At 72.2% G+C, this 20964-nt stretch carries 17 protein-coding genes; 13 read left to right on the top strand and 4 right to left on the bottom strand.

Going from position 1 to position 20964, the window contains the following annotated elements:
• Nucleotides 1-2 precede the first annotated feature (2 nt).
• Entirely contained in the window at nucleotides 3-1028 is a 1026-nt protein-coding gene (locus tag ACIY1X_RS05105) for a P1 family peptidase (protein ID WP_399678565.1), read from the bottom strand.
• Between the two features lie 74 nt (nucleotides 1029-1102).
• Here ACIY1X_RS05105 and ACIY1X_RS05100 point away from each other — a divergent pair, with 74 nt between their 5' ends.
• Entirely contained in the window at nucleotides 1103-2758 is a 1656-nt protein-coding gene (locus ACIY1X_RS05100; protein ID WP_399678562.1) for an ABC1 kinase family protein, read from the top strand.
• 31 nt (nucleotides 2759-2789) lie between these two features.
• On the top strand, nucleotides 2790-4079 hold the full coding sequence (locus tag ACIY1X_RS05095; protein WP_399678560.1) for an NAD(P)/FAD-dependent oxidoreductase: 1290 nt from the start codon (nucleotides 2790-2792) through the stop codon (nucleotides 4077-4079).
• Nucleotides 4080-4085: 6 nt separating this feature from the next.
• On the opposite strand, the gene ACIY1X_RS05090 is transcribed toward ACIY1X_RS05095, so the two are convergent.
• A complete protein-coding gene (locus tag ACIY1X_RS05090) occupies nucleotides 4086-5117 on the bottom strand; it encodes a substrate-binding domain-containing protein (RefSeq protein ID WP_399678557.1) in 1032 nt (343 codons plus the stop codon).
• Nucleotides 5118-5228: 111 nt separating this feature from the next.
• Between ACIY1X_RS05090 and ACIY1X_RS05085 the strand changes: the two genes are divergently transcribed.
• From ACIY1X_RS05085 to ACIY1X_RS05055, 7 genes are all read left to right on the top strand, one after another.
• Nucleotides 5229-6272, top strand: coding sequence for a Bug family tripartite tricarboxylate transporter substrate binding protein (locus tag ACIY1X_RS05085; protein WP_399678555.1), 1044 nt, complete (start codon nucleotides 5229-5231; stop codon nucleotides 6270-6272).
• On the top strand, nucleotides 6269-7858 hold the full coding sequence (locus ACIY1X_RS05080) for an AMP-binding protein (RefSeq protein WP_399678552.1): 1590 nt from the start codon (nucleotides 6269-6271) through the stop codon (nucleotides 7856-7858). The genes ACIY1X_RS05085 and ACIY1X_RS05080 overlap by 4 nt, the downstream gene beginning before the upstream one ends.
• On the top strand, nucleotides 7839-8693 hold the full coding sequence (locus tag ACIY1X_RS05075) for an SDR family NAD(P)-dependent oxidoreductase (RefSeq protein ID WP_399678550.1): 855 nt from the start codon (nucleotides 7839-7841) through the stop codon (nucleotides 8691-8693). Before ACIY1X_RS05080 ends, ACIY1X_RS05075 begins: the two co-directional genes overlap by 20 nt.
• Nucleotides 8694-8710: 17 nt before the next feature.
• Nucleotides 8711-9703 (top strand): Bug family tripartite tricarboxylate transporter substrate binding protein, encoded by a 993-nt coding sequence (locus tag ACIY1X_RS05070; RefSeq protein ID WP_399678547.1) that lies wholly within the window; start codon nucleotides 8711-8713, stop codon nucleotides 9701-9703.
• A gap of 9 nt (nucleotides 9704-9712) precedes the next feature.
• Complete coding sequence (locus tag ACIY1X_RS05065; protein ID WP_399678545.1) at nucleotides 9713-10486, top strand: citryl-CoA lyase; 774 nt, start codon at nucleotides 9713-9715, stop codon at nucleotides 10484-10486.
• Nucleotides 10483-11517: a cyclase family protein gene (locus ACIY1X_RS05060; RefSeq protein WP_399678542.1), complete on the top strand. Its 1035-nt coding sequence runs from the start codon at nucleotides 10483-10485 to the stop codon at nucleotides 11515-11517. Before ACIY1X_RS05065 ends, ACIY1X_RS05060 begins: the two co-directional genes overlap by 4 nt.
• A 103-nt stretch (nucleotides 11518-11620) precedes the next feature.
• Nucleotides 11621-11803: an acylphosphatase gene (locus tag ACIY1X_RS05055; protein ID WP_399678539.1), complete on the top strand. Its 183-nt coding sequence runs from the start codon at nucleotides 11621-11623 to the stop codon at nucleotides 11801-11803.
• A 148-nt stretch (nucleotides 11804-11951) separates the two neighbouring features.
• On the opposite strand, the gene ACIY1X_RS05050 is transcribed toward ACIY1X_RS05055, so the two are convergent.
• Nucleotides 11952-12836, bottom strand: coding sequence for a universal stress protein (locus ACIY1X_RS05050; protein WP_399678536.1), 885 nt, complete (start codon nucleotides 12834-12836; stop codon nucleotides 11952-11954).
• Entirely contained in the window at nucleotides 12833-15643 is a 2811-nt protein-coding gene (locus ACIY1X_RS05045; RefSeq protein ID WP_399678534.1) for an HAD-IC family P-type ATPase, read from the bottom strand. The genes ACIY1X_RS05050 and ACIY1X_RS05045 overlap by 4 nt, the downstream gene beginning before the upstream one ends.
• Nucleotides 15644-15879: 236 nt before the next feature.
• Between ACIY1X_RS05045 and ACIY1X_RS05040 the strand changes: the two genes are divergently transcribed.
• The 4 genes from ACIY1X_RS05040 to ACIY1X_RS05025 form a co-directional block, all read left to right on the top strand.
• Entirely contained in the window at nucleotides 15880-17595 is a 1716-nt protein-coding gene (locus tag ACIY1X_RS05040) for a PHA/PHB synthase family protein (protein WP_399678531.1), read from the top strand.
• Entirely contained in the window at nucleotides 17596-18366 is a 771-nt protein-coding gene (gene fabI, locus ACIY1X_RS05035; RefSeq protein WP_399678528.1) for an enoyl-ACP reductase FabI, read from the top strand.
• Nucleotide 18367: 1 nt separating this feature from the next.
• Nucleotides 18368-19783 carry a bifunctional enoyl-CoA hydratase/phosphate acetyltransferase gene (locus tag ACIY1X_RS05030; protein WP_399678526.1) on the top strand — a complete coding sequence of 472 codons (1416 nt, stop codon included), beginning with the start codon at nucleotides 18368-18370 and terminating at the stop codon, nucleotides 19781-19783.
• Between the two features lie 126 nt (nucleotides 19784-19909).
• A partial coding sequence (locus ACIY1X_RS05025) for an acetate/propionate family kinase (RefSeq protein WP_399678523.1) occupies nucleotides 19910-20964 on the top strand: 1055 nt, incomplete at its 3' end.

Below are 20964 nucleotides of genomic sequence, written 5' to 3'. Positions count from 1 at the left end.
GCTCAGCCCCGCGCGTCCAGGTCCGCCATGGCGGGGAAGTGCATCCCGCCCACGCGCACGCCCTGCGCGGCGCGCACCGCGCGCACGGTGGCGCGGGCGACCGCCTCGGCCGCCATGACGGACAGCACCGTCATGCCCGGACCGTCGTCGACCAGCGGCACGCGGCCGGTGGCCAGCGCGAACAGGGTGTCGCCGTCGCTCATGGTGTGCACCGGGTTGATGGCGCGCGCCAGGCCGTCGTGCGCCACGCTGGCCAGGCGGTTGGCCTGCACCTTGGTGATCCGCGCGTCGGTGGCGACCACGCCGATGGTGGTGTTGGTGCCGGCCAGCAAGGGCCGAGGCAGCTCGCCGCGCAGCAGGCTGCGGCGCGTGTCGCGCAGGGCGCGGCCGTCGTCGGTGCGCGCGCCCGCCAGCACGGCGCCGGTGTCGGGGTCGATCACGTCGCCCAGCGCGTTGACGGCGATCAGCGCGCCGACCGTGAGGCCGCCGACCTTCACCGAGGCGGTGCCGATGCCGCCCTTCATCGCGTGCTGCGCGCCGAAGAGCTTGCCCACCAGCGCGCCGGCGCCGGCGCCCACGTTGCCCTCGGCCGGCGCCTGCGTGCCGGCGGCGGCGCAGGCGGCGTGGCCGGCCGCGGCGTCGGGGCGGATGCGCGCGTCACCCACCGGCAGATCGAACAGCACGGCGGCGGGCACGATGGGCAGCGTGCCGAAGCGCACGTCCAGGCCCACGCCGTGCTCCTCCAGCCAGCGCACGGCGCCGTCGGCCGCGGCCAGGCCCCAGGCGCTACCGCCGGCCAGCACGATGGCGTGCACCTGCTGCACCAGGTTGCCGGGCGCGAGCAGGTCGGTCTCGCGCGTGCCGGGCGCGGCGCCGCGCACGTCCACGCCGGCCACCGCGCCCTCGCGGGCGATGACGACAGTGCAGCCGGTGGGCCGGCGGGTGTCGGTGAAATGGCCGACCTCCAGGCCGGCGACGTCGGTGATGGCGCCCTCGAAGGGCAGGGGAGCGAGTGGCGATCGGGGCATCGGCCGGCATGATAGGCCCCGCCTGCGCCGCTATCCTTGTCCGTTCGTTACCTCTGCCTTCCTCCGGAATCCCCATGTTCCAGACCGCCATGGTCGCCGTGCGCGACCGCCAGCGCCTGCAGGAAATCGTCGGCGTGCTGCTGCGGCACGGGTTGGGCGACGTGGCCCGGCGCCTGCGCCTGGCCGGCTGGCTGCCGGCCGGCGGCGGCGGCGATGCCCTCAGCGCCGAGGTGCGCGAGGCGAGCACCGCGCAGCGCCTGCGCATGGCGCTGGAGCAACTGGGGCCGACCTTCGTCAAGCTGGGCCAGATGCTGGCCACCCGTGCCGACCTGCTGCCGCCGGAGTGGACGCGCGAGCTGGAACGCCTGCATGCCGCCGCCGCGCCTGTCCCCTGGGAGGAGATCGGCCCGCGCCTGGAGGCGGACCTGGGTGGGCCGGTGGACGGCATCTTCCCCGGCTTCGCGCACGAGCCGATCGCGGCCGCGTCGATGGCCCAGGTGTACCGCGCACAGCTGCCGGACGGCCGCGTCATCGCGCTGAAGGTGCGCCGGCCCGGCCTGCGCCGCCGCATCGATGCCGACCTGCGGCTGCTGGGCCAGCTCGTCGCGCTGGCGGCGGAGCACTGGCCGGCGCTCACGCGCTACCGTCCGCGCGAGGTGCTGGCCGAACTGCATGCAGCGCTGCGCGAGGAGATGGACCTGACGCAGGAGGCGCGCAACACCGAGGCCGTGGCCGCCGAACTGGCCGGGCGCGAGGACGTGTGCATCCCCCGCATCCATTGGGCCTACACGACCGAGCGCGTGCTGGCGATGGATTTCGTCGAGGGCGTGACGCCGGGCGATTCCGCGCAGCTCGCGGCGCAGGGGCTGGACGGCCCGCGCGTGGCCCGGCGCGGCGCGCAGGCCTTCCTGCAGATGGTGCTGGACGGCGGGGTCTTCCATGCCGATCCGCATCCGGGCAACCTCTTCGCGCTGCGGGGCGATCGCGTGGCCTTCATCGACTTCGGCATGGTCGGGCGCCTGTCGCCGCGGCGGCGCGAGCAGCTGCTGTCGGTGCTGGCCGCCATCGTCGGCGGCGACGCGGATGCGCTGGTCGGCGTGATGCTCGATCTTTCCGAGGGCGGCGCGCCGGACGTCGCCGCGCTCGCGGCCGGCGCCGAGCGCTTCGTCGCCCGGCACGGCGGCGGCGTGCACGACCTGGTGCAGGCGATCGACGACTTCATGGCCATCGTGCGCGGCGCGAGCCTGTACCTGCCGGCCGACCTGGCGCTGCTGTTCAAGGCGCTGGCGACGGCCGACGGCATGCTCAGGCGGCTCGATCCGGCGCTCGATCTCGTCGCCACCGTGGCGCCGATGGTGCGCAGCGCCATGGCTGCGCGCTATTCGGCGGGTGCCGTCGGCGCGCGCGGCAGGGCCGCGGCCGCGCAGCTCTACGACATGGCCGGCGACCTGCCGCAGGTGTTGCGGCTCGTGCTGCATCACCTCAAGCAGGGCCGGGTGCATGCCGAGGTGGAGGTGCGGCACTTCGACCGCATCGCCGATGCACTGGAGCGTGCGGCCACCCGGCTGGCCATCGCCATCGTGGCCGCCGCCTTCGTGCTCGGCCTGGCGCCGCGGGTGCTGGGCTGGGGGCCGACGTGGGGCGGCATTCCCGTCTTCGGGCTGCTCGGCCTGGCGCTCACGGTGGCTGCGCTCATCGTGCTGCTGTGGACTTTCAGGCACCGCCGATGAAGCCCGGCGCGGCCGTGCCTACCATCCCTGCATGAGCACGACGGCATCGGGCGGCGGACAGCGCCACGTGGTGGTGATCGGCGCCGGCGCGGTGGGCTGCGCCAGCGCCATCGAGGCGCTGCGGCGCGGGCTGCAGGTCACGCTGCTGGAGCCCGGCGAGCCGGGCGGCGAGCAGGCGAGCAGCTTCGGCAACGCCGGCTGGTTCTCCTCGCATTCGGTGGTGCCGCCAGCGCTGCCCGGCGCCTGGCGCAAGGTGCCCGGCTGGCTGGCCGATCCGCTCGGCCCGCTGGCGGTGCGCTGGGGCTACCTGCCGCGCGCGCTGCCGTGGCTGCTGCGCTACCTCGCCTCGGGCTGGACCGAGGCGCGCGTGCAGCGCATCGCCGAGGCGCTGCGCACCCTGCTCGCGGACGCGCCTGCGCTGCACCGCGAGCTGGCGCGGGAGGCCGGCGTGCCCGAACTGGTCGAGCAGCACGGCCTGCTTCACGTGTACCGCTCGCGCGCCGAATTCGAGGGCGATGCGCTGGCCTGGCGCGTGCGGGCCCGCTGCGGCGTGCAGTGGGAGGAATGGGACGGGCCCGAACTGCGTGCGCGCGAACCCGACCTCGACGCGCGCTACACGCTCGGCATCTTCGTGCCCGAGGCCGGCCACTGCCGGCAGCCGGGCGCCTACGTGGCCGCGCTGGCGCGCCATGCCGAGCACTTGGGCGCACGGCGCCGCGCGGCCCGCGCGACCGGCCTGCGCATCGAGGGCGGCCGTCTGCGCGCCGTGCTGACGGACGCGGGCGAGCTGCCGGCCGACGCCGCCGTCGTCAGCGCCGGCGCGCGCTCGGGGGAACTGGCGGCGCAGGCGGGCACGCCGGTGCCGCTCGAATCGGAGCGCGGCTACCACGTCGTGCTGCCGGGCGTGACGGCGCCCGGCCCGCGCACGCCCATGATGGCCGCCGACGGCAAGCTGATCGTGCACGCGATGCGCGACGGCCTGCGCGCCGCCGGCCAGGTCGAGATCGCCGGCCTGGCGGCGGCGCCCGACTGGCGGCGCGCCGAGATCCTGCGCCGGCACCTGGCCTCGATGTTCCCGGCGCTCGATGTCCCGCCCGCGCAGATGACGACGTGGCTGGGCCACCGCCCCAGCCTGCCCGACGGGCTGCCCTGCATCGGCCTGGCGCGCGGCAGCGACGACGTGGTGCTCGCCTTCGGCCACGGCCACGTGGGCCTGGGCGGTTCGGCGCGCACCGGCCGGTGGGTGGCGCGGCTGCTGGCCGAGCGCCGCGCCTGGCCCGAGCTGGCGCCCTTCGATCCGCGGCGCTTCGGGCGCGGCTGACGGTCTTTACACGGCCGCGCCGCGCGCTGCCCAGGACTCTCGCTCGATGAGGTCGTAGGGCACGGTGATGCTGCGAGGAGGAGCCATGGGGTCGGCGCCTGGAGCCAGGCGCTCCAGCAGCAGGGCCTTCGCGTGCGCTGCCACCAGCTCTGCGTCGGTGCGCAACGCCGAGATCGCCGGATCATGCGTCTGCGTGAAATCGCTGTCGCCGATGCTCACGACAGAAAAATCGGCGGGAATCCGCCGGCCGGTGCGCGCCACTGCGCGCAAGGCGCTCACCAGGATGTGGGTGCCCTGCGCGATCAGGGCGGTGGGCGGGTCGGGGCCGTCCAGCAGCCGCAGCAGTTCGTCGTAGACGGAACTGGTGGGCGTGGGCTGCCGCAGGATGAGATCGGGCGCTGCCATCCCTGCGCCGCGATAGGCGGCGCGATAGCCCTCGATCCGCTTGCGGACCGGGCGGCTGCCTGCGTTCCAGAGCGCCAGCGCAATGCGCTCGTGCCCGAGGCCGAAAAGGTGCGCGCAGGCACGCTTCATCCCGTCCACATGGTCAAACAGCAGCGTGTCCGCCCGCGTGCCGGGCATCTTGCGGTCGTAGAGCACCACGGGCATCGACATCGCATTGATCATCGCGACCAGTTCGGGCGCCTGCTCGTGTCCGGGCGCGCAGATCACGCCGTCCATGCCGCGTGCCTGGAAGGTGCGCAGGCTTTCCAGTTCGCGCTGTACGTCGTTCAGCCCGTGCGCCAGCAGCAGCATGTAGCCGTCGGCGCGAAAGCTCTCTTCGAGGGCGCGGAATGCCCGCGCGTAGAGCGGATTGGTGACGTCGGAGAACATGCATCCGATGGTGCGGCTGCTGCGTGACCGAAGAGCTCTTGCCGTGTGGCTGGGCTGATACTGCAGCGCCACCATGGCGCGCTCGACCTTCTCTCGCACGTCCAGCGAGACGTTGGCGGCCCTGTTGAGCACGCGCGAAGCGCTGCCCACGGACACGCCTGCCATCGCGGCCACGTCCTGGATTCGAATCTTTCTGTCATTCATCGGGAAACCGCGGCCTCCTGCCGGCTGGGGCGTATTTCAGCACAGGACAGCAGCACATCCGTACAAATACCTATGAAATGAATCGATTCATATTCTAGGATCGCCTTCATCATGAATCGATTCACCACATCTGATATCCCTCAATGTTCCGGCGACGCGGCGCAGGGCCGCGAAGGGGCGCCTGTCTTGTCGCGCCGCTCGCTCCTGATGGCATCGCTGGGCACTCTGCCGGCACTTGCGTTGGCGCAAGCCGGCGGCTTTCCGCAGAGGCCGGTGCGCCTGGTGCTGGGTTTTCCGCCCGGCGGCGCCACTGACAACTCGGCACGCCTGGTGGCTCAGAAGATGGCCGAAATTCTGGGTCAGCCCATCGTGGTGGAGAACCGGCCGGGCGCCTCCGGGAACATCGCGGCGGAGGCCGTCGCGCGCAGCGCGCCCGATGGGTACACGCTGTTCTATACGACCAGCACCATTCACGGCATCAATCCGAATGTGTTTGCCAAGCTGCCCTATGACCCGGTGGGGGACTTTGCCCCGGTGCTCAACGTCAGCCGCACCTTGATGGTGCTGCTGGTGCGCAACGACCTGGGCGTCGCGTCGACCCGCGAGTTGATCCAGTTGGCGAAGTCGAAGCCGGGCAAGCTCACCTATGCGTCGGCTGGGCTGGGCAGCACCCAGCATCTGGCGGGCGCCTTGCTCTGCAGCAAGGCGGGCATCGACGCGCTGCACGTGCCCTACAAGGGCAGTTCGCCGGCGCTGACGGACCTGATGTCCGGCCAGGTCGATTTCATGGTCGACACCCTCTCGGCTTCATTGCCGTTCGTCAAGGGAGGCAAGCTGCGCGGGCTCGCGACATCGGGACTGGAGCGTTCGCCCGTTCTGCCGGAACTGCCCACCGTCGATGCCGACGGCGTGCCCGGTTACAGCGTGGCCGCCTGGGGCGGCTTCCTGGTGCCCAAGGGCACGCCCGAAGGCATCATCCGCACGCTCAACGACGCGGGCAACAAGGCGATCAGGTCTGCGGAAGTCGTGGCTCGCGCAATGGACACGGGCAGCGAACTCAAGGGCGGAGCGCCCGAAGCCTTCGGTGAGTTCATCCGTCAGGAACTGGCGACCTGGAAGGCGGCCGTCGCGGCCGCCGGGGTGCCCAAGCAATGACGGCCGCAGCAGGGCCGGTGTGCGCGCCGGCGAGCGTGCACGCGGGCGGCTCCATCGGCGAGATGATCGCCTGCGCCATCGGCCGCCATCCGGACCGGGTGGCGTTCGTCGACGATGACGGTTCCATCACCTACCGTGAACTGGGCCGGCGCATCGGGCAGGCCATGGCGGCCTTCCGGTCGCTGGGCTTGGGGCGCGGCGACGGCGTGATGCAGCTTTCCGGGAACCGGACGGAGGTCTTCGTCGTGATGGCCGCAGCCTATCTGCTCGGGCTGCGATCCGTGACGCTGCACGCCATGGGCGGATACGACGACCACGCCTACATCGTCCATGACGCGCAGCCCTCGGTGTTCATTTCCGAGGAGGCGCATCGGCAGCGCGCGATCGAATTGCGCGCGGGCTGCGCCGGCGTGCCGCACTGGTTTTCGCACGGCCGGTGCGACGGACTGGACGACTTCTGGACACTCGCCGGCGCCCTGGCGCCGGAGCCGCTGATTTCGCATGCTGCCAGCACTGACATCATCCGGCTGGCTTACACCGGCGGCACCACGGGAAAGCCCAAGGGCGTGATGCTGGCCAACCGCTCGGTGTGGATGCAGGCGGTCCTGCTGATGGCGGCGCGCGGGATGCCGCCGGGTGCGCGCGTGCTGTGCCCCACGCCCATTTCCCACGGAGCCGGCGCGATGATCGTGCCGACGCTGGTGATGGGCGGCACCTTCGTGCTCCAGCGCGGCTTCGACCCGGAGCGTTTCATCGATGCCGTGGAGCAGCACCGGATCGAGTCGGTGTTCCTGGTGCCGACCATGATCTACAAGCTGCTGGATCATCCGCGTTGTGCGACGGCGGATTTTTCGTCGCTGAAGCTGCTGTCCTACGGCGCCTCGCCGATGGCCCCGGCCCGCATCCGTGAGGCCATGCAGCGCATCGGTCCGGTGCTTTCGCAAAGCTACGGTCAGACGGAGTGCCCCAGCAACATCCTGCATCTGACGGCGCAGGACCATGCACGCACGGACGTGGACACCCTCTCTTGCGCGGGCATGCCGTATCCGGGCGTGACGGTGGCGCTGCTGGACGACAAGGATCAGCCGGTCGCGCCGGGAGAGGTGGGCGAACTGTGCGTGCGCAGCCCGCTGGTCATGGACGGCTACTGGAGACAGCCGGAACTGACAGCGCAAGTCCTGCGCAGCGGCTGGCTGCACACGGGGGACATGGCCCGGCGGGACGAGCACGGCTACTACCACCTGGTCGACCGGCGCAAGGACATGGTCATCTCCGGGGGCTTCAATGTCTATCCCAAGGAAGTGGAGGATGTCATCGCACAGCATCCGGCGGTGGCCGCCGTGGCGGTCATCGGCGTGCCGGACGAGCGCTGGGGCGAGGCCGTGAAAGCGGTGGTCGTGCGGCGGCCCCAGGCCCATGTGGAGGCCGAGGAGGTCCGTGAACTCGTGCGCCGTGCCAAGGGGGCCGTGTGCACGCCCAAGACGGTCGATTTCGAGCAGGCCCTGCCGCTGACCACGCTGGGCAAGCCGGACAAGAAGGCGCTTCGCGAGCGCTACTGGAGCGGCCATGCCCGCGCCATTCATTGAAACCAGACAGACAGGCGGATACGTTCCCATGGAATCCAATCAACGCAGTTTCGACCGTTCGCTGAAGGAGCGGGTGGCCATCGTCACCGGCGCCGGCTCGCGTGCCGAGGGCATCGGCAACGGCCGCGCCGCGGCCATCCTGCTGGCGCGCGACGGCGCCCGGGTGCTGCTGATCGACGCGGTGGAGGCGTGGGCCCGCAGAACCCAGGAGATGATCGCGCAGGAGGGCGGCGAAGCCGAGGTCTGCGTGTGCGATGTCGGCAGCGACGAGGCGTGCCGAGGCGCCGTCGGGCAGGCCGTCGGGCGCTGGGGCCGCGTCGACGTCCTCGTGAACAACGTCGGCGTCGGCGGACCGCAGGGCACCGCCGTCGACCTGGACCTGCAGGCCTGGGATCAGGCATTGCGCATCAACGTCACCGCCATGATGTTGATGGCGCGTCATGCCATCCCGCACATGCTCGCGCAGGGCAAGGGGTCGATCGTTAACGTGGCCTCGGTCGCCGGCCTGATCGGCGGACATCCGAGCCTGCTGTACCCCACCTCCAAGGGGGCTGTCGTGAACATGACCCGCGCCATGGCGGCGCACCATGGCGCGCAGGGCATCCGGGTCAACTGCGTGGCGCCGGGCATGGTGCACACACCCATGGTGTTTGCCCGCGGCATGAGCGAGGAAGTTCGGGAGATCCGGCGCAAGCGCTCGTTTCTGCAGACCGAGGGCAGCGGCTGGGACGTGGGTCACGCGATCCGCTACCTCGCCAGCGACGAGGCGGGCTGGGTGACCGGAACCATCCTGCCGGTGGATGCCGGCGCGACGGCGGGCCGCCATTCCTATTGAAATTCTGGGAGAACGCAATGAAAGATTTGAAGCGCAGACAACTTCTCGGCGGCGGCCTGGCCCTGGCCTGGCTTGCCGCAGCCGGCATGCATGCAGGTGCGGCCATGGCGCAGGACTATCCGGCGCGGCCTATCACGCTGGTGGTGCCCTTTGGCACGGGCAATATCGCCGACAACCAGGGCCGCATGATCGCGCGTCATCTCGCGACGGCGCTGGGCCAGCCGGTGGTGGTGGAGAACAAGCCTGGCGCGGGCGGCTCCATCGGCACGGAATACGTGGCGCGCGCGTCGGCCGACGGCTACACGCTGATGTACGGGACGCACGGCACCCAGGCCGCGAATGCCGCGCTGTATCCCAATGGGCGAGTCAACCCGGCCCAGGATCTGCGCGGCGTTCATTCGCTGTTCCGCCAATCGACGGTGCTCGTGGTGCCTGCCGAGCGGCCCTGGCGCAGCCTGAAGGAATTGCTGGAGGCTGCGCGCCGTTCCCCGGGACGCCTGACCTACGCCTCGTCGGGGATCGGAACGCAGACGCACCTGGCGGCCGCGAAGTTCCAGAATGCCACCCAGGTCGGCTTCACCCACGTGCCTTACAACAACCAGTCGTCCATGACCGACCTTCTCGCCGGCAATGTGGACCTGTCGTTCAGCTACGCGGAAAGCGTACTGCAGCACGTGGCCGGCGGGCGCCTGCGGGCGCTGGCCATCAATGGCAAGTCGCGGATGGACGTCCTGCCCGACGTGCCCACGGTCGGCGAGGCGGGTCATCCGGATGCGGCGCTGGAGGGATGGTCGGGCGTGTTCGTTCCGCGCGGCACGCCGGACGCCATCGTGGCGCGCCTGGCGCGCGAGATCGCCCGCGCGACGGAATCGGCCGATGTGAAGGCGGCCATGGCCAAGATTGGAAGCTACCCGATGGGGCTGTCCGATGCCGCGTTCCAGTCCTTCGTCGAATCGGAGGTGCCGCGCTGGCGCGAGATCGTGAAGGGTGCGGGCGCCGAGGCGCGCTGAGGAGGCACCATGTTCAAGAGCTACATCGGGGATGGGGACGCCGACCACATCCGCGTCCGCGGCCACGATCTCGTCGACGATCTGCTGGACAAGCATGATTTCGTCGATGTGCTGTGCCTGGCGATCCTGGGCGAGTTTCCAGACGAGCGGATGCGACGGATGGTCAACAACTCTCTCGTAACGTCGATCGACCACGGGCTGACGCCCAGCGCCTTGGCCACGCGGCTGACGCTGCATGGCGCTCCCGAATCGCTGCAGGGCGCGGTCGCGGCCGGGCTCCTTGGCGCGGGCAGCCGCTTTCTCGGCACGGTTGAGGTCAGTGCCCGTTTCATGCAGGAAGCGCTCAGCGGGCTGCAAACCCAGGACGATCCCAGCGACGCGCAACTGCGCCAGGCTGCGGATGCGGCGGTGGCCCGCAGCCGCGCGGCGCGCGGCAAGATCCCCGGCTTCGGCCACCCGATCCATACGCAGGGCGATCCGCGCGCATTGCGGGCCCAGCGCATCGCCCAGGAGGAGGGTTACTTCGGTCGGCACTTCCGCTTCGCCCTGCAACTGGCGCAGGCGCTGTCGGCGCAAGTCGGCCGCCCGATGCCGCTCAACGCGACGGGGGCCAAGGCGGCCGTCCTGCTGGACCTCGGCCTGAGCCCCGAGTTCGGCAAGGCGCTGACCCTCATCGGGCGCGTGGCGGGGCTGGTGGCCCATGCGTTCGAAGAGCGCAGCCGTCCGATCGGGCAGGACCTGTGGAACATGGCGGTGGCTGCGTCCGAGCGCGGCGAGCCATGACGCGCGAACCCGATGCGCGGCGCTGGCGCCATCGGCCGCCGCAGTCGAACTGGGGCGACTTCGGCGACGACGACCAACTCGGGCGCCTGAATCTGATCACGCCGGACTGCGTGCTGCGCGCGATGAGCGAAGTGCGCACGGGGCAGAGCTTCTGCCTGAGCCTGCCGCTGGACCTGCCGGGTGGCAACCTGCTGAATCCGCGCCGTTTTCCGCCACGGCTGCAGCCCACGCTGCGGGACGAAAAGCCGGTGTTCAACCTGCCGATCGGCGACGCCGCGCTGGGGCAGACCGACGTGCTGTGCGACGACGCCGTACTGCTGCACACCCAGTATTCGACGCAGTGGGACGGCTTCTCCCACGTGGGGCACCTGTTCGACGCCAGCGGCAGCGGTACGCCGCAAGCCGTCTACTACAACGGTTTCCGGGCCGGGGAGGATCTGATCGGCCCCGACGACGCGCAGGGCAGACCGGGGGGCGCGCGTCGCCTGGGCATCGACGCGTTCGCGGCCAAGGCCATACAGAGCCGCGGCGTGCTGCTCGACCTCAAGGCGCTGGCCGGGCTGCAGCGCATGCGCATCGGCTATGAGCCGTTCATGAGGGCGCTGGAGGCGGCCGACGTGGACCTGCAGGCTGGCGACATCCTGTGCCTCTACACGGGCTTTGCCGACCAAGTGCTGGAGATGGCCGGTGCGCCCGAGCCGGCGCTGCGCGACGCGCTGTGCGCCGTGCTCGACGGGCGGGACGAGCGGCTGCTGCGATGGATCGTCGACAGCGGCATTGCTGCGCTGTGCGCCGACAACTACGGCGTTGAGGATATCCCCGCAGGCGGCCCGCACACGTGTGGTGCCCGACTGCCGCTGCATGAGCTGTGCCTGTTCAAGCAGGGCATCCCCCTGGGGGAGTTGTGGCATCTAGGTCCGCTCGCCGAGGCCCTCCGACGTGAACGGCGGTCGGCGTTCCTACTGACCGCGCCGCCATTGCGGTTGCCGGGCGCGGTGGGGTCGCCCGTGACGCCCGTAGCAACAATTTGAGCCAAACCACGGACAGGAGTCCTTGGCATGCCGCACATTCGCCGGCGCATCCTTACAACGGCCACGTGCAGAGCGTGGGCTACCGCTGGGACTGCGCGGCTGGGTGCGCAACCGGCGCGACGGCACCGTGGAGGCGGTGGCCGCAGGCGATGCGGCCGCCGTGCAGGCGCTGGCCGGCTGGGCGCGGCAGGGACCGCCGGCCGCGCAGGTCACGCGCGTCGAGGTGGGCGACGCGGCGGACGACGGCGAGCTGCCTCCCGCCTTCGAGCAGCGCCCGACGGCCTGACCACCCGCCTTTCAAGAAAACGCCGGGCCGCCCCAAGTTTTCTTGCCCCCCGCGGGGGGGGCCGGGCACAGCCCGGCCCTGGGGGCGCTCATTGGGGTACCTTCGCCTCCGGCTGCGGTGCGAGCGCCTTCGGGCGGCCGGGCGGCGCTCATGCGTCCCGCGCAGGCGGGACGACCAGCATGTCCCCCTCGGCCATCTCCAGCGCGCGCTGCGCGGTGCTGCCCAAGAGCAGCGTGGCCAGGGCGCCGCGGCCGCGGGTGCCCATCACGATCAGTTCCTCCGGGCAGCGCTCGCCGTGCTGCGACAGCAGGTGCGCGGCGTCGCCGTACGCCAGCGCCAATTCGATGCGGTCGCGCGTGTCCTGCGGCAGGTCGGCCTCGGCCAGCCAGGCCAGCATCTCGCGCTGGGCGGCGTCGTGGCCGGCGCGCCGGGCCTCGCCGGCGTCCATGCCGGCCAGCACCGGGTAGGGGTTGCCGAAGGCGTGGAAGACGGTGAAGCGCGCCTGCGGGAACAGGCGTGCCGCCTGCTCCAGCGCATGCCGTGCGGCGTCGGAGAAGTCGGTCGCCACGCGCACCTGCAGGTAGGGGCCGCGCACGCGGCAGCGCACCACCAGCAGCGGCACCGGCAGGCGGCGCGCCAGCGCGTCCACGGTGGAACCCAGCACGATGCGGCTGAGCGCCTCGTGCCGCGCCACGCCGGTGACCACGAGGCCGCTGCCCTCGGCCTGCGCGGCGGCGATCACCTTGTCCGCCACGTCGCCCTGCTCGACGCGCACGCGCATCGCCACCGGCGAGCCGGCCAGGTCGCAGCGCAGCCGCCGCTCGGCCACCGACAGCGGCGAGGGCTGGGGCTGGCGGTCGAAGGGGCGCAGTGGCGGCTGCTGCGACGGGTCCACCACGGTCAGCGCGACGGCCGGCGCGTGCCACTGCCGCGCGAGCTGCACGCAGCGGTCGAGCGCGCGGTCGCAGCGCGGGCCGAGGTCGGTGGCCAGCAGCAGGGCCGGCGGCGGGGAGGAGGAGGCTGATGCGTTCATGTGAAGGACTCCCGGGTGGACGACGAGGACGAAGGGCGGGGCGCGGCCAGTTCCTCGAACACGCCCCAGCGGCGCAGCAGCGCCTTCTCGATCTCCAGCAGCACCATGCAGGCCAGGCCGATGGCGAGGATCGCCGCGCCGTCCACCAGCGGCACGGCGCGCGAGTCGAACAGGCGCTGCATCCATGGCGCGTAGGTGAAGGCGAGCTGCGCCGCCACCACCAGCGCCACCGCCGCCAGCACCGCCGGCGTGCCCCTGGCGCCGCGCCAGGTGAAGGAGCGCATGTGCAGGTAGCGTACGTTGAAGAGGTAGAAGATCTCCAGCACGCACAGCGTGTTGACGACCATGGTGCGCGCCAGCTCCACCGAGTGGCCGCGGTGCATGGCCCAGAAGAAGATGCCGAAGCTGCCGGCCATGAACAGCAGCGACACCACCGCCACCCGCCACAGCATGAAGGGCGAGAGCAGCGGCGCGTCGGGCCGGCGCGGCGGGCGCTGCATCACGCCCGGCTCGGGCGGCTCGAAGGCCAGCACCAGGCCCAGCGAGATGGTCAGGATCATGTTGATCCAGAGGATCTGCGGCGTGGTCATGGGCAGCGTCAGGCCCAGCATCATGGCCGCCACGATGGCCAGCACCTCGCCGCCGTTGCTCGGCAGCGTCCAGGCGATCACCTTGCGGATGTTGTCGTAGACGGTGCGGCCCTCGCTCACGGCGGCGACGATGCTGGCGAAGTTGTCGTCGGCCAGCACGATCTGCGCCGCCTCCTTGGCGGCGTCGGTGCCCTTGTGGCCCATCGCCACGCCCACGTCGGCCTGCTTGAGCGAGGGTGCGTCGTTCACGCCGTCGCCCGTCATCGCCACCACCTGGCTCTCGGCCTGCAGGGCGCGCACCACGCGCAGCTTGTGCTCGGGGTTGGTGCGGGCGAAGACGCTGGCGCGCCGCGCCAGGCCGCGCAGTTCCTCGTCGCTGGCGGCGTCCACGTCGGCGCCCGTGGCGACCACGGGCTGCTCGGCCAGGCCGAGCTGCGCGGCGATGGCGGCGGCGGTGGCGGCATGGTCGCCGGTGATCATCTTCACCGCGATGCCGGCGCTGCGGCAGTCGGCCACGGCGGCGGTGGCTTCGGCGCGCGGCGGGTCGATGAAGCCGATGACGCCGAGGAGCACCAGTTCGCGCACGTCGCCGAAGTCCAGCGCGTCGGCGCCGTCGGGCAGGGCAGGCAGCCGGCGGGCGGCGAAGCCGAGCACGCGCTCGCCGGCGGCGGCGGCTTCGGCGATGGCGGCCTCCCACTGCGCGGGCTGCAGCGGCCGGACCTGGCCGTGCGCGTCGAGCTGGCCGGTGCTCATCGCCAGCACGCGCTCGGGCGCGCCCTTGACCAGCAGCTCGGCGCTGCCATCGGCGCGCGCATGCAGCGTGGCCATGAAGCGGTGCTGCGCGTCGAAGGGGATCTCGTCGCTGCGCGGATGGCCGGCGCGCAGCGCGGCGGCATCCAGCCCGGCCTTCATCGCCAGCGCCACCAGGGCGCCTTCCATCGGGTCGCCGTCGACCTTCCATTCACCGCCCTGCTGCGCGAGCTGCGCGTCGTTGCACAGCAGGCCGCACTCGATCAGCCGGCGCGCATGGGCGGGCAGGGCGCCGCAGCCGGGCGGCAGCTCGAGCGCGCCCACCGGCGCGTAGCCCGAGCCGCTGACGGCGATGACGGCGCCCTCGGCCACCACGCGGCTGGCCGTCATCTCGTTGCGCGTGAGCGTGCCCGTCTTGTCGGAGCAGATGACGGTGGTGGCGCCCAGCGTCTCCACCGCCGGCAGCCGGCGCACGATGGCGCGCCGCGCCGCCATGCGCCGCACGCCGATGGCCAGCGTGATGGTGATGACGGCCGGCAGCCCCTCGGGCACCAGGCTCACCGCGATGGCGACCACCACCATCAGCGCGTCGAGCCAGGCCGCGCCCTGCACGCCGACCGCGAAGGCGAACAGCAGCGCCGCGCCCGCGATGCAGAACAGCGTGAAGCGCCGGCCGAAGGCATCGATCTGCCGCAGCAGCGGCGTGACCAGCGACTGCACCGAGCCCAACAGGCTGCTGATGTGGCCGATCTCGGTGTGGCGGCCGGTGGCCACCACCACGCCCTGCGCCTGCCCGGCCGCCACCAGCGTGCCGGAATAGGCCATCGAGGCGCGGTCGCCCAGCGCCGCGTCGGCGGCGACGGGGCCCTCGTGCTTCACGCTGGCGACGGATTCGCCGGTGAGCACGGCCTCGTCCACCAGCAGGCCGCGGGCGCGCAGCAGGCGCAGGTCGGCCGGCACGCGGTCGCCGGCCTCCAGCAGCACCACGTCGCCCGGCACCAGCTCGGCCACCGGCACCTGGGCGCGGTGGCCGTCGCGCAGCACGCGGGCATGCGGGGCCAGCATGGCGCGCAGCGCGTCCATCGCCTCCTCGGCCTTGCCTTCCTGCACGAAGCCGACGACGGCGTTGACCAGCACGACGCCGACGATCACCGCCGCGTCCACCAGGTGGCCGAGCGCGCCCGCGAGCACCGCGGCGGCCAGCAGGAACAGGATCAGCGCGTTCTGGAACTGCGACAGGAAGCGGCGCAGCGGCGAGACGCGCGCCGCGGCGGGCAGTTCGTTGGGGCCGTGGCGCGCCAGGCGCCGGCGCGCTTCGTCGGCGGACAGCCCGTCGCCCGAGGCGCCCAGGCGCTGGAGCGCGGCGTCGGCCGCCAGCGCATGCCAGGCGTGCGCGGCGGCGGGAGTGTCGGAAGAGGGGGCGGTGTCTGCGGATCCGGCGGCAAGGGAAGCGGCGGGCATCGTCATGCGCCGATGGAACCACAGCCGGCGCAGCGATGGGGGCAATACGGCAGCGCCGCGTGCGGGCAATGGGCGGGATTCGCGGCTCTGATTGACATGGATCAATCGAAGCCCAATACCCGGCGTCCGACGCAGGCGAAGGGTAGCGGCGGCCGGCCGGTTGCCGCTACCCTGCGGTCGACCCGCCGTGCGGCCGCTCCCGCTCCGCACTGCACGCCTGCCGACCTCCGCCTTCCTGCCGCATGCACCGCACCACGTCTTCCAACGCCTCTCCCGCTTCGGACCTCGACACCCAGGCCCGTGCCGCGCTGGCCCGCGCGACCGGCGCGCTCTCGCCGGCGGCCGGCATGCTGGCCACGCTGGACTGGAGCACCCACCTCATGTCGGCGCCCGGCAAGCGGGCCCTGCTGGCGCAGCAGGGCCTGCAGCAGATGCAGGACCTGGCGGCCTTCGCGCGCCGCAGCCTGTTCGACGCCGAGCCGGCCGAGGTCGCGTCCGACCGCCGCTTCGCCGCACCCGAGTGGCAGCAGTGGCCGTTCAGCCTGTGGCGCGAATCCTTCCTGGCCGCGCAGCGCTGGTGGGAGGCCGCCACCCGCGGCGTGCCCGGCGTGGAGCGCCACCACGAGGACCTGGTGGCCTTCGGCGCGCGGCAGTGGCTGGACATGCTCTCGCCCGGCAACCTGCCCTGGGCCAACCCGGTGGTGATCGAGCGCACGCTGCGCGAGGGCGGCGCCAACCTGGTGCGCGGCTTCGCCCATTGGGCGGAAGACCTGCAGCGCCAGGCCGACGGCGCGCCGCCGGCCGGCACCGAGCGCTTCCGCGTCGGGCACGAGGTGGCCGTCACGCCGGGCAGGGTCGTGCTGCGCAACCGGCTGATCGAGCTGATCCAGTACGCCCCGGCCACCCCCACCGTGCACGCCGAGCCGGTGCTGATCGTGCCGGCCTGGATCATGAAGTACTACATCCTCGACCTCTCGCCGCACAACTCGCTGGTGAAGTACCTGGTCGAGCAGGGCCACACGGTGTTCTGCATCTCGTGGAAGAACCCGCACGAGGCCGAGCGCGACCTGGGGATGCAGGACTACCTCGACCTCGGCCTGCGCGCCGCGCTCGACGCGGTCAACGCCATCTGCCCGAAGCGCAAGGTGCACGCCACCGGCTACTGCCTGGGCGGCACGCTGCTGGCCATCGGCGCCGCGGCGATGGCGCGCGACGGCGACGATCGGCTGGCGACCACCACCTACTTCGCCGCGCAGACCGACTTCTCCGAGCCCGGCGAGCTGGGCCTGTTCATCGATGAGAGCCAGCTCAGCCTGCTGGAGGCGCAGATGCAGCAGACCGGCTACCTCACCGCGCAGCAGATGGCCGGCGCCTTCAGCATGCTGCGCAGCTACGACCTGCTGTGGTCGCGCATGGTCAACGAATACCTGCTGGGCGTGCGCGCGCCGATGAACGACCTGATGGCCTGGAACGCCGACGCCACCCGCATGCCGGCGCGCATGCATTCGGAATACTTGCGCCACCTGTTCCTCGACGACGACCTGAGCGAGGGCCGCTTCCCGGTCGACGGCCGGCCCGTCTCGCTGGGCAGCCTGCGCCTGCCGACCTTCATGGTGGGCACGCTCACCGACCACGTGGCGCCCTGGCGCTCGGTGCACAAGCTGCACTTCCTCAGCCCGGCCGAGATCACCTTCGCCCTGACCACCGGCGGGCACAACGCCGGCATCGTCAACCCGCCCGTGCCCGACTCGCGGCGCAGCCATCGCCTGCTGACGCGCCCGGCCGGCGAACACGGCCTCGCGCCCGACGAGTGGCTGGCGCAGGCGCCGGAGCATGCCGGCTCGTGGTGGCCGGCGTGGCAGCAGTGGCTGGCCGCGCATTCCGGCGCGCGGGTGAAGCCGCCGCGCATGGGCGAGGCGCTGGCCGATGCGCCGGGCCAGTACGTGAAGGAACGCTAGGTGGGCCGCCTTTCGCTGCAGGGCCGCAGGGGCCTGGTGGTCGGCATCGCCAACGAGCACAGCATCGCCTGGGGCTGCGCCAGGGCCTTCCACGACGCCGGCGCCGAGCTGGCCGTGACCTGGTTCAACGACAAGGCGCGCCCCCACGTCGAGCCGCTGGCGCGGCAGGTGCAGGCCGCCGTCGCGCTGCCGCTGGACGTGGAGCAGCCGGCGCAGATGGCGGCGCTGTTCGACGCGATCGCGCAGCAATGGGGAAAGCTCGACTTCGTGCTGCATTCCATCGCCTTCGCGCCGAAGGGCGACCTGCACGGCCGCGTGGTCGACACCTCGCGCGAGGGCTTCGCGCGGGCGATGGACATCTCGTGCCACTCCTTCGCGCGCATGGCGCGCCTGGCCGAGCCGCTGATGAAGGACGGCGGCAGCCTGATGACCATGAGCTACGTCGGCGCCGAGGAGGTCATCCCCGACTACGGCGTGATGGGCCCGGTGAAGGCCGCGCTGGAGGCCGGCACGCGCTACCTGGCGGCGGAACTGGGCCCGAAGGGCATCCGCGTCAACGCCGTCTCGCCCGGCCCGCTGGCGACGCGGGCGGCCTCGGGCATCCCGAACTTCGATGCGCTGCTGGACGACGCACGCCGCCGCGCGCCGCTGCGGCGGCTGGTGGACATCGACGACGTCGGCGCGTTGTGCGCCTTCCTGGCCAGCGACGCGGCGCGCAACATCACCGGCAGCACGCTGTACGTCGATGCCGGTTTTCACATCCTCGGCTGACATGAACGACACCACCGCCGACCTCGGCCTGATCCGCAACCGCACCTTCGACGAGATCGCCGTCGGCGACAGCGCGAGCATCCAGCGCACGCTCACCGCGCAGGACATCCAGCTCTTCGCCGTGCTCTCGGGCGACGTGAACCCGCAGCACCTCGACGCGGAGTTCGCCGCCTCCACCCGCTTCCACGGCGTGATCGCGCACGGCATGTGGGGCGGGGCGCTCATCTCGGCCGTGCTGGGCACGCGGCTGCCCGGGCCGGGCACCGTGTACCTGGGGCAGACGCTGAAGTTCCTGCGCCCGGTGCGCGTGGGCGACACGCTCACCATCACCGTCACCGTGGCCGCGCGCGACGAGGCGAAGAAGCGCCTGACCCTGGCCTGCGCCTGCACCAACCAGGCCGGCGAGGCGGTGATCGAGGGCGAGGCCAGCGTGCTCGCGCCCACCGAGAAGATCGAGCGCGCCGCCGCCACGCTGCCCGAGGTGCGCATCAACGCCGCCGGCGACGGCCTGCCGCGCCTGCTGGCGCACGTGAAGCCGCTGGGCGCCATCCGCGTCGCGGTGGTGCATCCCTGCGATGCGTTGAGCCTGGGCGGCGCCATGGACGCGTGCCGTGCCGGGCTGATCGAGCCCGTGCTGGTCGGCCCGCGCGCCAAGGTGGAGGCCGCCGCGCTCGCCGCCGGCGTCGATCTCGCGGGTATCGCCATCGAGGACGTGCCCCACAGCCACGCCGCCGCCGCCCGCGCCGCCGAACTGGCCGGCCAGGGTGCGGTGGAGGCGCTGATGAAGGGCAGCCTGCACACCGACGAACTGATGAGCGCGGTGCTCGACGCCCGCGCCGGCCTGCGCACCAAGCGGCGCCTGTCGCACTGCTTCCTGATGCAGACGCCGGCCTACCCGCGCCCCTTCATCCTCACCGACGCCGCCATCAACATCGCGCCGACGCTGGAAGACAAGGCCGACATCATCCGCAACGCCATCGACCTGGCGCACGCCATCGGCGTGGCCGAGCCGCGCGTCGCCATCCTGGCGGCGGTGGAGACGGTCAACCCGCGCATGGCCGCCACGCTCGACGCCGCCGCGCTGTGCAAGATGGCCGACCGCGGCCAGATCGCCGGCGGCGTGCTCGACGGCCCGCTGGCCTTCGACAACGCCGTCTCGGCGGCCGCCGCGCGCGTCAAGGGCATCGCCTCGCCGGTGGCAGGGCAGGCCGACGTGCTGGTCGTGCCCGACCTGGAGAGCGGCAACATGCTCGCCAAGCAGCTCGAATACATGGGCGACGCCGCCACCGCCGGCATCGTGCTCGGCGCGAAGGTGCCCATCGTGCTGACCAGCCGCGCCGACGCGCGCGACACGCGCATGGCCTCCTGCGCCATCGCCGTGCTGCTGGCGCACCGCTGGCGCACGACGCCGCCGTGAAGGTATGGCAACAGCACTCAACACCCGTTCACGCTGAGCCTGTCGAAGCGCCGCACGGGGCTTCGATCCTTCGACGGGCTCAGGACAGGCCAGGCTCAGCCCGGACGGTTCTTGTGGATCAACCTCATGGCAACCAACGACCCTCCCTTCATCCTCGTCCTCAACTGCGGCTCGTCCAGCATCAAGTTCGCGCTCTTCGAGGCCGGCGCCGGCGAGCCCGCGCGCCGCCCGGCGTGGAACGGCAAGGTGCAGGGCATCGGCGGCCCGGACCCCGACTTCGGCGCACGCGACGTGCCGGTGGTGCCCGTGCCGCTGGACCCGGCGCACCCCTACCGCGCCGCGCTGCAGCTCATCCGCGAACACACGCTGCGCTGGCTCGCCGGCCGCCCGCTGGCCGCCGTGGCGCACCGCGTGGTGCATGGCGGCAGCAAGTACTTCGCGCCGGTGCGCGTCGATGCGCAGGTGCTGGCCGACCTGCGAAGCTACGTCCCGCTCGCGCCGCTGCACCAGCCCTTCGCGCTGGAGGCCATCGAGATCCTGCTGGCCGAGCGGCCCGACCTGCCGCAGGTCGCCTGCTTCGACACCGGCTTCCACCACACGCTGCCGCGGGTGGAGCAGATGCTGCCCCTGTCGTGGGACGCATGGCAGCGCGGCCTGCGGCGCTACGGCTTCCACGGCCTCTCCTACGAGTACATCGCCGCCGCGCTGGCCGAGCGCCACGGCCGCGAGGAGGCCGGGCGCGCCCGCACCGTCGTCGCCCACCTGGGCAGCGGCGCCAGCCTGTGCGCGATGCAGGGCCTGGAGAGCGTGGCAACGACGATGGGCTTCTCGGCCCTGGACGGCCTGATGATGGGCACCCGCACCGGCGCGCTGGACCCCGGCGCCGTGCTGTACCTGATGGAGATCGAGAAGCTGAGCCTGGCGCAGGTGGGCCGCGCGCTGTACCACGAGTCCGGCCTGCTGGGCATCTCCGGCCTGTCGAGCGACGTGCGCGTGCTGCTGGCGCGGGAGGACGAGGACAGCGAGGCGGGCGAGCGCTGCCGCGCGGCGCTGCAACTCTACGTGCGCCGCATCGTGCGCGAGATCGGCGCGCTGGCTGCGGTGCTGGGCGGGCTGGACCGGCTGGTGTTCACGGCCGGCGTCGGCGAGCACCAGCCGGCCATCCGGGCGCGCGTGTGCGA

The sequence above is a fragment of the Xenophilus sp. genome (assembly GCF_044462705.1).
GTDB classification, from domain to species: Bacteria; Pseudomonadota; Gammaproteobacteria; order Burkholderiales; family Burkholderiaceae_C; genus Xenophilus; species Xenophilus azovorans.
This window is presented reverse-complemented; position numbering and strand designations above follow the sequence as displayed.

Excerpts from the sequence above, each read along its gene's own strand:
- ACIY1X_RS05095 (WP_399678560.1), top strand. The coding sequence starts at position 2,790 with ATGAGCACGACGGCATCGGGCGGCGGACAGCGCCACGTGGTGGTGATC.
- ACIY1X_RS05065 (WP_399678545.1), top strand. The coding sequence starts at position 9,713 with ATGTTCAAGAGCTACATCGGGGATGGGGACGCCGACCACATCCGCGTC.
- ACIY1X_RS05060 (WP_399678542.1), top strand. The coding sequence starts at position 10,483 with ATGACGCGCGAACCCGATGCGCGGCGCTGGCGCCATCGGCCGCCGCAG.
- ACIY1X_RS05045 (WP_399678534.1), bottom strand. The coding sequence starts at position 15,643 with ATGACGATGCCCGCCGCTTCCCTTGCCGCCGGATCCGCAGACACCGCC.
- ACIY1X_RS05075 (WP_399678550.1), top strand. The coding sequence starts at position 7,839 with ATGCCCGCGCCATTCATTGAAACCAGACAGACAGGCGGATACGTTCCC.
- ACIY1X_RS05050 (WP_399678536.1), bottom strand. The coding sequence starts at position 12,836 with ATGAACGCATCAGCCTCCTCCTCCCCGCCGCCGGCCCTGCTGCTGGCC.
- ACIY1X_RS05105 (WP_399678565.1), bottom strand. The coding sequence starts at position 1,028 with ATGCCCCGATCGCCACTCGCTCCCCTGCCCTTCGAGGGCGCCATCACC.
- ACIY1X_RS05100 (WP_399678562.1), top strand. The coding sequence starts at position 1,103 with ATGTTCCAGACCGCCATGGTCGCCGTGCGCGACCGCCAGCGCCTGCAG.
- ACIY1X_RS05070 (WP_399678547.1), top strand. The coding sequence starts at position 8,711 with ATGAAAGATTTGAAGCGCAGACAACTTCTCGGCGGCGGCCTGGCCCTG.
- ACIY1X_RS05030 (WP_399678526.1), top strand. The coding sequence starts at position 18,368 with ATGAACGACACCACCGCCGACCTCGGCCTGATCCGCAACCGCACCTTC.
- ACIY1X_RS05040 (WP_399678531.1), top strand. The coding sequence starts at position 15,880 with ATGCACCGCACCACGTCTTCCAACGCCTCTCCCGCTTCGGACCTCGAC.
- ACIY1X_RS05090 (WP_399678557.1), bottom strand. The coding sequence starts at position 5,117 with ATGAATGACAGAAAGATTCGAATCCAGGACGTGGCCGCGATGGCAGGC.
- ACIY1X_RS05080 (WP_399678552.1), top strand. The coding sequence starts at position 6,269 with ATGACGGCCGCAGCAGGGCCGGTGTGCGCGCCGGCGAGCGTGCACGCG.
- ACIY1X_RS05085 (WP_399678555.1), top strand. The coding sequence starts at position 5,229 with ATGAATCGATTCACCACATCTGATATCCCTCAATGTTCCGGCGACGCG.